The 12,728-nt window shown below is 66.9% G+C and carries 8 protein-coding genes; 5 read left to right on the plus strand and 3 right to left on the minus strand.

Going from position 1 to position 12,728, the window contains the following annotated elements:
• Nucleotides 1-675, minus strand: a 675-nt coding sequence (locus ACE026_RS17320) for a YeiH family protein (RefSeq protein ID WP_486040040.1), incomplete at its 3' end; no start/stop codon positions are given.
• Between the two features lie 103 nt (nt 676-778).
• Between ACE026_RS17320 and ACE026_RS17325 the strand changes: the two genes are divergently transcribed.
• Entirely contained in the window at nt 779-1,675 is an 897-nt protein-coding gene (locus ACE026_RS17325; protein ID WP_486040042.1) for a LysR family transcriptional regulator, read from the plus strand.
• Between the two features lie 35 nt (nt 1,676-1,710).
• Entirely contained in the window at nt 1,711-3,594 is a 1,884-nt protein-coding gene (locus ACE026_RS17330; RefSeq protein WP_121042118.1) for an ATP-binding cassette domain-containing protein, read from the plus strand.
• 165 nt (nt 3,595-3,759) lie between these two features.
• On the opposite strand, the gene ACE026_RS17335 is transcribed toward ACE026_RS17330, so the two are convergent.
• Together ACE026_RS17335 and ACE026_RS17340 are read right to left on the minus strand one after the other, a co-directional pair.
• On the minus strand, nt 3,760-4,221 hold the full coding sequence (locus ACE026_RS17335) for a c-type cytochrome (protein ID WP_019183110.1): 462 nt from the start codon (nt 4,219-4,221) through the stop codon (nt 3,760-3,762).
• Nucleotides 4,222-4,229: 8 nt separating this feature from the next.
• On the minus strand, nt 4,230-4,622 hold the full coding sequence (locus ACE026_RS17340) for a c-type cytochrome (RefSeq protein WP_486040044.1): 393 nt from the start codon (nt 4,620-4,622) through the stop codon (nt 4,230-4,232).
• A 204-nt stretch (nt 4,623-4,826) separates the two neighbouring features.
• Between ACE026_RS17340 and ACE026_RS17345 the strand changes: the two genes are divergently transcribed.
• Genes ACE026_RS17345 through ACE026_RS17355 form a run of 3 tightly spaced genes read left to right on the plus strand, consistent with a single transcriptional unit; the run spans nt 4,827 to nt 12,570 of the window.
• Nucleotides 4,827-5,972: an efflux RND transporter periplasmic adaptor subunit gene (locus ACE026_RS17345; protein ID WP_486040045.1), complete on the plus strand. Its 1,146-nt coding sequence runs from the start codon at nt 4,827-4,829 to the stop codon at nt 5,970-5,972.
• Nucleotides 5,969-9,478 carry an efflux RND transporter permease subunit gene (locus tag ACE026_RS17350; RefSeq protein WP_486040046.1) on the plus strand — a complete coding sequence of 1,170 codons (3,510 nt, stop codon included), beginning with the start codon at nt 5,969-5,971 and terminating at the stop codon, nt 9,476-9,478. Before ACE026_RS17345 ends, ACE026_RS17350 begins: the two co-directional genes overlap by 4 nt.
• Nucleotides 9,475-12,570, plus strand: a complete 3,096-nt coding sequence (locus tag ACE026_RS17355; protein ID WP_486040047.1) for an efflux RND transporter permease subunit — start codon at nt 9,475-9,477, stop codon at nt 12,568-12,570. The genes ACE026_RS17350 and ACE026_RS17355 overlap by 4 nt, the downstream gene beginning before the upstream one ends.
• Nucleotides 12,571-12,728: the final 158 nt, after the last annotated feature.

Raw genomic sequence — 12,728 nt, forward strand, 5'->3', positions numbered from 1 at the left:
GGCGCGGCCGGCCGCGACCACCTGCGCAACCTCGTGCACGGTCGAGCCGGTAAACACGCCGTAGGCCTGCGCGCTCATCGGGATCCAGCCGTGCGCCTGATTGAGCTGGTACAGCAGCGGGTACAGGAACATCGCGAGCGTGCCGAACACCACCACGGTGGACACGGCCACGGTCACCTGCTCGGCGCGCCCGCGCACCACCGGCTCGGCCGCCATCACCGCGGCCGCACCGCAGATCGAGCTGCCGGCGCCGATCAGCAGGGCGCTCTCCTTGTCGAGGCCGAACCAGCGCGTGCCGACCCACCAGGCCAACGCGAAGGTGCTGGTCAGCACCAGCGCATCGATCAGCACCCCGCCGACACCGACCTGGCCGATATCCTGGAAGGTCAGGCGCAGGCCGTACAGCACGATGCCCGCCCGCAGAAGCCAGTGCTTGGAAAAGCCGACCCCGGCGCCGGCAGGGGCAGCCAGGCGCGGATAAACGGTGTTGCCCACGGCGATGCCGAGCACGATGGCCAGGGTCAGCGCGCTGATCCCGTGCGTCTGCAGCCATGGCAGCGGCGCCAGTCCCATGGCCGCGGCCGCCCCCGCGCCGGTCAGCAGCAGCCCGGGCAGGCGGCCGCGCCAGCGCTGCGCAGTGGTGGGTGAGGGCAGGGCGGCGGCAGAGGTGTTCACGGCTATCTCCAGTCAGATCACAGCGATAGCCTGCGCGCCGCCGATGAACCTGTAAAACGCATTTTTCATGTCAATTCGACCTGTTTAGTGCGTTAATTGGCGTATGCACCTCACCCTCCGCCAATGGCAGGTTTTCGTCTCCATTGCCGACGCCGGCACCACGGCTGCGGCGGGCGCGCAGCTGGCGTTGTCGCAGTCGGCCACCAGCGCGGCGCTCAATGAACTGGAAAGCCAGCTGGCCAGCCCGCTGTTCGACCGGATCGGGCGCCGGCTGGTGCTCAATCCGCAGGGGCGGGCGCTGCTGGATCCGGCCCGCGCGCTGCTGGTCGCCGCCGTCGATCTGGAGCGGCTGGCCGGGGTCGGGCAGGTCGGGCCCGGTGCACTGCCTCTGCTGCTGCGGCTCGGGGCCAGCACTACGATCGGCAACTACCTGCTGCCGTCCCGCGTCGCCGCGCTGCTGGCCGATAACCCGCAGGCGCAGGTGGACCTGCAGATCGGCAACAGCGCGGACGTGGTCGCGGCGGTTCAGCGCCTGGAGGTCGATCTGGGCCTGATTGAAGGCCCGTGCCATGAAAGCGGCCTGCAGGTGATGCCGTGGCAGCGCGATGATCTGGTCATCGTGGCCGCGCCGGGAACGACGCCCACGAACATGGATGTCGCGGCGCTGGCGCAGGCCCGCTGGCTGCTGCGTGAGCCGGGTTCGGGCACCCGCGAGGCGGTCGAGCAGGCGCTGCTGCCGCACCTGCATCACTTTGCCCGCGCCATGCAGCTGGGCAGCACCGAGGCGATCAAGCAGGCCGCTGCGGCCGGACTTGGCCTGGCGTGCCTGTCGCGGCATGCGGTGGCCGATCTGCTGGCGCTGGGCAGCTTGAGCGTCGTGGAGACGCCGGTGCCGCCGATGTCGCGCCAGCTGTGGGTGGTACGCCATCCGGGCAAGCGGGTGCCCACGGCGCTGTGGGCGCTGCTGGGGCTGCCTGCGGACGCGTTCGGTCAGGAGTAAGCGACGCGGTTGCCGCCAGACCGTACAATGGTCGGATGCCTCTGATTACTCTGCAAAACGTCGACTTCAGCGTCGGCGGCCCCCTGTTGCTGGAAAAAGCCGAACTGTCGATCGAGCCGGGCGAGCGTATCGCCCTGATCGGGCGCAACGGCGCCGGCAAATCGACCCTGCTCAAACTGCTGTCCGGCGATCACAAGCCCGATGACGGCGAAGTCCGCGTGCAGCAGGGGGTGCGCATCACCCGCCTGGAACAGGAGGTCCCGCACGGTGCCGCCGGCAGCGTGTTCGACGTGGTCGCCGATGGCCTGGGCGAGCTGGGCCAGTGGCTGGCCGAGTTCCACCACCTGAGCATGGCCGAGGATTTCGACGGTGATGCGCTCTCGGCCGTGCAGGCCAAGATCGATGCCGCCAACGGCTGGGGCCTGGATCAGCGCGTCAGCGAGACCCTGACCAAGCTCGACCTGGACGGCGATGCCGAATTCGCGCGCCTGTCCGGCGGCATGAAGCGCCGCGTGCTGCTTGGCCGCGCGCTGGTGTCCTCGCCGGATCTGCTGCTGCTCGACGAACCGACCAACCACCTGGACATCGAAGCCATCGACTGGCTCGAAATGTTCCTCAAAAACTGGAACGGCAGCGTGGTGTTCGTCACCCATGACCGTCGCTTCCTGCGTGCACTGGCCACCCGCATCGTCGAGATCGACCGCGGCCAGGTCACCAGCTGGCCGGGCGACTGGGCCAACTACGAACGCCGCCGCGAAGAGCGCATGAATGCGCAGGCGCAGGAAAACGCGCGCTTCGACAAACTGCTCGCGCAGGAAGAAATCTGGATCCGCCAGGGCATCAAGGCCCGCCGCACCCGCGACGAAGGCCGTGTGCGCCGCCTCAAGGCAATGCGCAACGATCGCTCGCAGCGCCGCGAACTCGGCGGCAACGTGCGCATGGAAGCCGCGCAGGCGGAGAACTCCGGCAAGAAGGTGATCGACGTCAAGGACATCTCGTTCGCCTTCGGCGAGCGTGTGATGGTCAAGGACTTCAGCACCGTCATCCTGCGTGGCGACCGCATCGGCCTGATCGGGCCGAACGGCAGCGGCAAGACCACGCTGCTCAAGCTGCTGCTGGGCGACCTGCAGCCGCAGAGCGGCGAAGTGCGTGCCGGTACCAACCTGCAGATCGCGTATTTCGACCAGTACCGTGCGGTGCTGCGCGAAGACTGGACCGCGATCGAGAACGTGGCCGAGGGCCGCGATTTCATCGAGTTCAACGGCAAGCGCAAGCACGTGCATGCCTACCTGCAGGACTTCCTGTTCTCGCCCGAGCGCGCCCGCGCGCCGATCACCCGGTTGTCCGGTGGTGAGCGCAACCGCCTGCTGCTGGCCAAGCTGTTCGCGCAGCCCTCCAACCTGCTGGTGATGGATGAACCGACCAACGATCTGGACGTGGAAACCCTCGAGCTGCTCGAAGAGCTGCTGAGCGATTACACCGGCACGTTGCTGCTGGTCAGCCATGACCGTGACTTCCTGGACAACGTGGTGACCTCCACGATGGTGATGGAAGGCGATGGCGTGGTCGGGGAGTACGTGGGCGGCTATACCGATTGGCAGCGCCACGCCGCACGCGTGGCCGCCGCGGCTGCGTCCGCACCGGTGGTGGCGGCCAAGCCGGTTGCTGCGGCCGCTGCTGCTGCCGCGCCGGCCGAGCCCAAGCGCAAGCTGAGCTACAAGGACGCGCGCGAGCTGGAACAGCTGCCGCTGAAGATCGAAACGCTGGAGAAGGACGTCGAAGGCCTCACCGCCGCGATGAACGACCCGGCGTTCTATCAGCGCAGCGCGCCCGACATGGCCGCGCACAATGCGAAGCTCGCCAAGGTGCAGGCCGAGCTGGATGCCGCGTACGCGCGCTGGGAAGAGCTGGACGCCTGATCCGGCAATCGGGCAGGGGCAGCCACGCATGGCGTGGCTCCACCCCCCCGAACACCGCAGCAAACGGTAGAGCCACGCCATGCGTGGCTGAACAACCGTCACGCACCGGTAGAGCCACGCCATGCGTGGCTGATGGCAGCCGACCAACGGTCGGCTCTACCGCCGTCACTTCAAGCCGTGCAGATCCCGCAGCTGGGTCGGCCGTGAGCCGAAATACGCAGCCAGATCGGCGATGTCCTGATCACTCAGGTCGGTCGCCTGCGGGGTCATCAGCGCGTGCTGGCGATCCCCCGCGCGGTAGGCCTGCAGGCTGTGCGCCAGATAATCCCCGTACTGCCCACCCAGTTTCGGGTAGGTCGGGTCGATCGGCTTGTTGCCGTCCGCCCCGTGGCAGTCGATGCAGCTCTGCCCGGTGGCTTTACCCTTGACCTGGGCACGCGCCTCACCGGCGGCGATGCGGCCGGCCGGCAGGCCGGCGGAGGAGCCGGACCCGTGTTCACCACTGGCGTGGCCCGGATCGGCGGCGGAATCTGCGCTGTTCTCCACCTGTGACTGCGAACACGCAGTCATCAGCAGGGCAACGGACAGGGCGATGGCGTAACGCTGGAGTGGCGTGGCTTTCGACATGAGCGCGCTTATTTGACGGTGGACAGGTAAACAGCGAGATCGGCGATCTCCTGTTCGCTGAAACTCATCGACTGCGCCTGCATCGTCGGATGCTTGCGCTTGCCGTGGCGGTACTCGGTCAGCGCCTGGCTGAGGTACTCACGGGTCTGCCCGCCGATCTTGGGCACCTTGTAGCTGGGGTAGGCGTTCTTGTACCCGGTAATGCCGTGGCACCCCTGGCACGTGTAGGCCAGCACCCGGCCATTGTCGAACCGGCCGGTGACGGCGGCGGGCGCCGGCGCGGTGGTGGCCGGAGCGGGGGTGGCAGGTACTGCAGGAGCGGGTGTTGCGGCCTGTGCGGCGGCCCCGAGGGGCAGGAGGACGGCCAGAACGAGACAAGCGGCGAGCGGCTGCGGGCGCATGATGTCCTTTTCCGATAAACGGGTCTGGTCGTTCCGGCGTGGGGTACGGAACTGGGCCGAGTATAGCCTGCCATTTCATCTAGCTGAAACCGGGCCCGGGAAGCCATCGCCGCAGGTCACCATGACCTTTGGGATATGGTGTGGTCGTGACGTGGTGCATTACTTTGCTACCACACCTGCCCACGCATCCTTAGGGACACGACGATGTCGCGACACTCTTTCCTGCTCGGCCGCACCGGACGCTGTGCCGCTGCACTGCTGATCACCTCCACCCTGCTGCTGAGCGGCTGCGGTGGCGCCGGCCCCGCCGAAGCCAACGCCGCTGAAAAGGACGGCAAGGCCGAGAAGAAGGTTGATGCGGTACCGGTCGAAGCCGTTGCCGCCAGCCGCCGCCCCGTCGCCGCCAGCTACACCGGCACGGCCGCACTGGAACCGCGGGGTGAGTCGCAGGTGGTCGCCAAGACCTCCGGCGTCGCGTTGGCGGTGCTGGTCGAAGAGGGCCAGCAGGTACGTGCCGGGCAGCCGCTGGTGCGGCTGGATCCGGACCGTGCGCGCCTGGCCGTGGCCCAGAGCGAGGCGCAGATGCGCAAGCTGGAGAACAATTACCAGCGCGCCCAGAAGCTGATCGGCCAGCAGATGGTCAGTGCCTCGGACGTCGACCAGATCAAGTACGACCTGGAGAATGCCCGCGCGCAGTACCGCCTGGCCACGCTGGAGCTCTCCTACACGACCGTGATCGCGCCGATCTCGGGCGTGATCGCCTCGCGCTCGATCAAGACCGGCAACTTCGTGCAGATCAACACACCGATCTTCCGCATCGTCGACAACTCGCGCCTGGAAGCCACGCTCAATGTGCCCGAGCGCGAGCTGGCCACGCTGCGCCCGGGCCAGCCGGTCACGCTGATCGCCGATGCGCTGCCGGGCAAGACTTTCCCGGGCACGGTGGACCGCATCTCGCCGGTGGTCGATGCCGGCAGCGGCACCTTCCGCGTGGTCAGTGGCTTTGGCGAAGATGCTGAAGGCCTGCAGCCGGGCATGTTCGGCCGCATCCGGATCGACTACGACCAGCGTGCCGATGCTCTGGTGGTGCCGCGCATCGCACTGCTCGACGATGGCGAGCCGGCGGTGTTCCGCGTGCGCGAGGGCAAGGCCGCGCGCGTGCCGGTCAAGCTGGGCTATGCCGAAGGCCCGTGGGTGGAAATCCGCGAGGGCCTGGCCGCCGGTGACCAGGTGGTGACCGCCGGCAAGGTGGCGCTGCGTGACGGCACCGCGGTGCAGGTGATCGGTGACAAGCCGGCCGCCACTGCCGTCGCCAAGCCGGCACCGGCCAAGGCGGAGAGCCGTCAATGACAGCGGCCGGCAACGACCACGGCAAGGATCCGCACCAGGGCGAGCGCCCAGGTGCCCATGGCGGCGGCCTGGTGGAATTCGCCACCCGCCGCCGCGTCACCATCGCGATGTTCACCGTCACGCTGATGCTGTTCGGCTTCATCGCGCTGGGCAATCTCAAGGTCAATCTGCTGCCCGACCTGAGCTACCCGACCCTGACCGTGCGCACCGAATACACCGGTGCAGCGCCGGCGGAAATCGAAACGCTGATCACCGAGCCGGTCGAGGAAGCCGTCGGCGTGGTCAAGAACCTGCGCAAGCTCAAATCGATCTCGCGGACCGGCCAGAGCGATGTGGTGCTCGAGTTCGCCTGGGGCACCAACATGGACCAGGCCAGCCTGGAGGTGCGCGACAAGATGGAAGCGCTGAACCTGCCGCTGGAGGCGAAATCGCCCGTGCTGCTGCGCTTCAATCCGTCCACCGAGCCGATCATGCGCCTGGTGATCTCGGCGAAGACCGATCCATCCAGCGATGCCGAGGCCGTGCGCCAGCTCACCGAGCTGCGCCGCTACGCCGATGAAGATCTGAAGAAGAAACTGGAGCCGGTCACCGGCGTGGCGGCGGTCAAGGTTGGCGGCGGTCTGGAGGATGAAATCCAGGTCGACATCGACCAGCAGAAGCTAGCCCAGCTCAACCTGCCGATCGACACCGTCATCAAGCGCCTCAAGGAAGAGAACATCAACATCTCCGGCGGTCGCCTGGAGGAGGGCTCGCAGCGCTACCTGGTGCGCACCGTCAACCAGTTCGCCGATCTGGAGGACATCCGCAACCTGCTGGTGACCACCCAGAGCAGCAACGGCAGCGCCGCCGACGCAGCGATGCAGCAGATGTTCGCCATCGCCGCCTCGACCGGCTCGGATGCCGCCGTGGCCGCCGCCTCGGCCGCGCAGAGCGCATCCAGCAGCAGCTCCACCAACATCGCCAATGGCGTGCCGGTGCGGCTGAAGGATGTCGCCACCGTGCGCCAGGGCTACAAGGAACGCGAAGCGATCATCCGCCTCGGCGGCAAGGAGGCGGTCGAGCTGGCGATCTACAAGGAGGGCGATGCCAATACGGTGTCGACCGCCGAGGCGCTGCGTGCGCGTCTGGAGCAGATCAAGGGCCAGGTGCCCGGCGATGCCGAACTGACCACCATCGAAGACCAGTCGCGCTTCATCGAACACGCCATCAGCGACGTCAAGAAAGACGCCGTGATCGGCGGCATCCTCGCCATCCTGATCATCTTCCTGTTCCTGCGCGATGGCTGGAGCACCTTCGTGATCAGCCTGTCGCTGCCGGTCTCGATCATCACCACGTTCTTCTTCATGGGCCAGCTCGGCCTGAGCTTGAACGTGATGTCGCTGGGCGGTCTGGCCTTGGCCACCGGACTGGTGGTGGACGACTCGATCGTGGTGCTGGAAAGCATCGCCAAGGCGCGCGAGCGTGGCCTGAGCATCCTGCAGGCCGCCATCGTCGGCACCCGCGAAGTGAGCATGGCCGTGGTCGCCTCGACCCTGACCACCATCGCGGTGTTCCTCCCGCTGGTGTTCGTGGACGGCATCGCCGGCCAGCTGTTCCGCGACCAGGCGCTGACCGTGGCGATCGCGATCGCGATCTCGCTGCTGGTGTCGATGACCCTGATCCCGATGCTGAGCTCGCTCAAGGGCCGGCCACCGCTGGCCTTCCCGGAAGAACCCGCGCATCAGCCGTGGCAGCCGGACAGCCGCTGGCTGAAGCCGGTCGCCGGTAGCCGTCGCGGCGTGGGCACGCTGGTGCGCTGGATCTGCTTCGGGATTGCCTGGTCGGTGATCCGCGTCTGGCGCGGTCTGGTGGCCGTGGTCGGCCCGGTGATGCGCAAGGCCAGCGATGTGGCGATGAAGCCGTACGCCGGTGCCGAGCGCGGTTACCTGAAGCTGTTGCCGGGCGCGCTGCATCACCCGGGCAAGGTGCTGGGTCTGGCCGCGCTGGCCTTCGTCGGCACGATGGCGCTGGTGCCGATGCTGGGTGCGGATCTGATCCCGCAGCTGGCCCAGGACCGCTTCGAAATGACCGCCAAGCTGCCGGCCGGCACGCCGCTCAAGCAGACCGATGCGCTGGTCCGCGAGATGCAGCTGGCCCATGCCAAGGACGACAGCATCGCCTCGCTGTATGGGGTCAGCGGCAGCGGCACCCGCCTGGATGCCAGCCCGACCGAGAGTGGCGAGAACATCGGCAAGTTGACCGTGGTGATGGCCGGCGGCGGCAACGCGCGCACCGAAGCGGCGATCACCGAGCGCCTGCGTGAGTCGATGCAGCAGCACCCCGGCGTGCAGGTCGATTTCGCCCGCCCGGCGCTCTTCAGCTTCTCCACCCCGCTGGAAGTGGAACTGCGCGGCCAGGACATGGCCACGCTGGAAACGGCCGGCAAGGCGCTGGCTGCGATGCTGCGCAACAACCCGCACTACGCCGACGTCAAATCCACGGTGGAAGAGGGCTTCCCGGAGATCCAGATCCGCTTCGACCAGGAGCGCGCCGGTGCCTTGGGCCTGACCACGCGGCAGATCGCCGATGTGGTGGTCAAGAAGGTGCGCGGTGACGTGGCCACGCGCTACAGCTTCCGCGACCGCAAGATCGACGTGCTGGTGCGTGCCCAGGAAGGCGACCGGGCCAGCGTGGACAGCATCCGCCGGCTGATCGTCAACCCGGGCAGCAACCGGCCGGTGACGCTGGATTCGGTGGCCGAGGTGGTCGCCACCAACGGCCCGAGCGAGATCCACCGCGCCGATCAGACCCGCGTGGCGGTGGTCTCGGCCAACCTGCGCGATATCGACCTCGGTGGTGCCGTGCGTGAAGTGCAGGACATGGTCGCCAAGCAGCCGCTGGGTGCGGGTGTGGGCATGCACATCGGTGGGCAGGGTGAGGAACTGGCTGATTCGGCGCGCTCGCTGATCTTCGCCTTCGGCCTGGCGATCTTCCTGGTCTACCTGGTGATGGCCTCGCAGTTCGAATCGCTGCTGCACCCGTTCGTCATCCTGTTCACCATCCCGCTGGCGCTGGTCGGCGCGATCCTGGCGCTGATGCTGACCGGCAAGCCGATTTCGGTGGTGGTGTTCATCGGGTTGATCCTGCTGGTGGGGTTGGTGACCAAGAACGCGATCATCCTGATCGACAAGGTCAACCAGCTGCGCGAGGCCGGTGTGCCCAAGCGCGAGGCACTGGTGGAAGGCGCGCGTTCCCGTCTGCGCCCGATCATCATGACCACGCTGTGCACGCTGTTCGGCTTCCTGCCACTGGCGGTGGCCATGGGCGAGGGCGCCGAAGTGCGCGCGCCGATGGCGATCACCGTGATCGGTGGCCTGCTGGTCTCCACCCTGCTGACCCTGGTGGTGATCCCGGTGGTGTACGACCTGCTGGATCGTCGTGGCGACGCCTACTACCGCGAGCGCGGCCGCCACCTCAAGACGCGCGTGTCCGGGACGGACCCTGACGCTGCACAGGAGCCGGCATGAGCATTGCCGAGTTCTCCATCCGCCGGCCCATCACCACGATCATGTGTTTTGTGTCGTTGGCGGTGGTGGGCCTGATCGCCTCGTTCCGGCTGCCGCTGGAAGCGCTGCCGGACATCTCGGCACCCTTCCTGTTCGTGCAGGTGCCCTATACGGGTTCCACGCCGGAGGAGGTCGAGCGCAACATCATCCGGCCGACCGAAGAAGCGTTGGCAACGATGACCGGGATCAAGCGCATGCGCTCCTCGGCCACCTCCGAAGGCGCCAGCATCTTCATCGAGTTCACCGACTGGGACCGCGACATCGCCATCGCGGCGTCGGATGCCCGTGAGCGTATCGATGCGATCCGCAGCGACCTGCCTGACGACCTGCAGCGCTACAACGTGTTCAAGTGGTCCAGCAGCGACGACCCGGTGCTGAAGGTGCGCCTGGCCAGTGCCACCGACCTGACCGGCGCCTACGACATGCTCGACCGCGAGTTCAAGCGGCGCATCGAGCGCATCCCGGGGGTGGCGCGGGTCAACATCTCCGGCGCACCACCGAACGAGGTCGAGATTGCGATCAGCCCGGACCGGTTGACCGCGCACAACCTGAGCATCAACGAGCTCAGCGACCGCCTGCGCACGCTGAACTTCTCGATCTCGGCCGGGCAGATCGACGACAACGGCCAGCGCGTGCGCATCCAGCCGGTGGGCGAGATCACCGACCTGCAGGATCTGCGCGATCTGGTCATCGACAACAAGGGCCTGCGCTTGGGCGACATCGCCGAGATCCGGCTCAAACCCACGCGCATGAACTACGGTCGCCGCCTGGACGGCAACCCGGCCGTCGGCCTGGATATCTACAAGGAACGCAGCGCCAACCTGGTGGAGGTGTCGCGTGCCGCGCTGGCGGAAGTGGAGGCGATCCGCACGCAGCCCTCGATGCGCGATGTGCAGATCAAGGTGATCGACAACCAGGGCACGATGGTGACGTCTTCGCTGCTGGAGCTGGCCGAGGCGGGTGCGGTCGGCCTGCTGTTGTCGATCACGGTGCTGTTCTTCTTCCTGCGCCACTGGCCATCCACGCTGATGGTGACCCTGGCGATCCCGATCTGTTTCGTGATCACGCTGGGCTTCATGTATTTCGCCGGCGTCACCCTCAACATCCTGACCATGATGGGCCTGCTGCTGGCGGTCGGCATGCTGGTGGACAACGCCGTGGTGGTGGTGGAGAGCATTTACCAGGAACGTGAGCGGATGCCGGACCAGCCACGGCTGGCCTCGATCATCGGCACCCGCAACGTGGCCATCGCGCTGAGCGCCGGCACGCTGTGCCACTGCATCGTGTTCGTGCCGAACCTGTTCGGCGAGACGAACAACATCAGCATCTTCATGTCGCAGATCGCCATCACGATCTCGGTCTCGCTGCTGGCCTCCTGGCTGGTCGCGGTGAGCCTGATCCCGATGCTGTCCGCGCGCATGCAGACGCCCAAGCTGGTGCATTCGGACAGCGGGGTGATCGCCCGCCTGCAGCGCCGCTACGCCACACTGCTGCAGTGGACCCTGGAGCACCGCGGTTGGAGCGTGTTCGGCATCCTGATCGTGATCCTGATCAGTCTGGTGCCGATGAAGCTGACCAAGATCGACATGTTCGGTGGCGAGGGTGGCCACGAGGTGTTCATCGGGTACAACTGGAAGGGCGCCTATACGTTCGGGCAGATGTCCGAGGAAGTGGCACGCGTCGAACGCTACCTGGACGACAACCGCGAGGCGCTGCACATCACCCAGGTGTATTCCTGGTACAGCGAGCAGGAAGGCAGCAGCACGATCGTGACCTTCGACACCGAGCACGCCAAGAGCATGCCGGCCGTGCAGGAGGCACTGCGCAAGGGCCTGCCGCGTTCGGCGCGTGCCGATTATGTGGTCGGCAACTCGGGCGACGGCGGCGGCGGTGGCAACAACCAGGTACAGGTGCAGCTGGTCGGCGACTCGACCAAGATGCTGCAGGAGATCGGCGAGGAAGTGGTGCCGCTGCTGGCCCAGCGCAAGGAACTGCGCGACGTGCGCATCGACAACGGCGAGAAGGGCAGCGAGTTGTCCATCCATGTGGACCGCGAGCGCGCGGCCGCCTTCGGCTTCAACGCCGAGCAGGTCGCCAGTTTTGTCGGCCTGGCCCTGCGTGGCGCGCCGCTGCGCGAGTTCCGCCGCGGTGACAGCGAAGTGCCGGTGTGGGTGCGTTTCGCCGGTGCCGAGCAGAGCAGCCCGGAAGACCTGGCCAGCTACACCGTGCGCACCGGTGACGGTCGTTCAGTGCCGCTGCTGAGCCTGGTGGATGTGGCGATCAAGCCCTCGGCTACGCAGATCGGTCGCACCAACCGCCAGACGACGCTGACCATCAAGGCCAACCTGGCCGAGAAGGTCACCGTGCCGGAAGGGCGCAAGGCCATGGAGGAGATGCTCACGCCGATGAGTTTCCCGGCCGGCTACACCTTCAGCTTCGACGGCGGCGACTACGGCGACGACGACCAGGCGATGTCGCAGATGATGTTCAATCTGGTGATCGCGCTGGTGATGATCTACGTCGTGATGGCGGCGGTGTTCGAATCGCTGCTGTTCCCGGCGGCGATCATGAGTGGCGTGCTGTTCTCGATCTTCGGTGTGTTCTGGCTGTTCTGGATCACTGGCACCTCGTTCGGGATCATGTCCTTCATCGGCATCCTGGTGTTGATGGGGGTGGTGGTGAACAACGGCATCGTGATGATCGAGCACATCAACAACCTGCGCCGCCGTGGCATGGGCCGCACCCAGGCCCTGGTGGAAGGTTCACGCGAGCGACTGCGCCCGATCATGATGACGATGGGGACCGCGATCCTGGCGATGATTCCGATCTCCATGACCGACACCCAGCTGCTCGGCAATGGCCCGCCGTACTATCCGATGGCCCGCGCCATCGCCGGCGGCCTGGCGTTCTCCACGGTGGTCAGCCTGCTGTTCCTGCCGACCATCTACGCGATGCTCGATGACATGAGCACGGCGGTGTCGCGGATCATCCGGCGCGCGCGTGGCCGCGGCGTGGATGCTCCGGTGGTCGAGCCGGGCGCAGAATCGGTTTGAGGGTGGATGGAGGCCCGTTGGGCGGGCCTCCTTTTTTCGCGGACCGCATCCACGCATGGCGTGGATCTACCGCTGAGAACCCCCAATTCTGCCGCGTGGCGAGGGATTACACGCATGGCGGTAGTGGGGGGGGGGGGGGGGGGGGGGGGGGGGGGGGG

This window comes from Stenotrophomonas sp. AGC87 (assembly GCF_057333975.1).

Bases quoted from the DNA above. Each gene is read 5' to 3' on its own strand.
- ACE026_RS17335 (WP_019183110.1), bottom strand. From the start codon at position 4,221: ATGTCGAAAGCCACGCCACTCCAGCGTTACGCCATCGCCCTGTCCGTT.
- ACE026_RS17340 (WP_486040044.1), bottom strand. From the start codon at position 4,622: ATGCGCCCGCAGCCGCTCGCCGCTTGTCTCGTTCTGGCCGTCCTCCTG.
- ACE026_RS17325 (WP_486040042.1), top strand. From the start codon at position 779: ATGCACCTCACCCTCCGCCAATGGCAGGTTTTCGTCTCCATTGCCGAC.
- ACE026_RS17350 (WP_486040046.1), top strand. From the start codon at position 5,969: ATGACAGCGGCCGGCAACGACCACGGCAAGGATCCGCACCAGGGCGAG.
- ACE026_RS17330 (WP_121042118.1), top strand. From the start codon at position 1,711: ATGCCTCTGATTACTCTGCAAAACGTCGACTTCAGCGTCGGCGGCCCC.
- ACE026_RS17345 (WP_486040045.1), top strand. From the start codon at position 4,827: ATGTCGCGACACTCTTTCCTGCTCGGCCGCACCGGACGCTGTGCCGCT.
- ACE026_RS17355 (WP_486040047.1), top strand. From the start codon at position 9,475: ATGAGCATTGCCGAGTTCTCCATCCGCCGGCCCATCACCACGATCATG.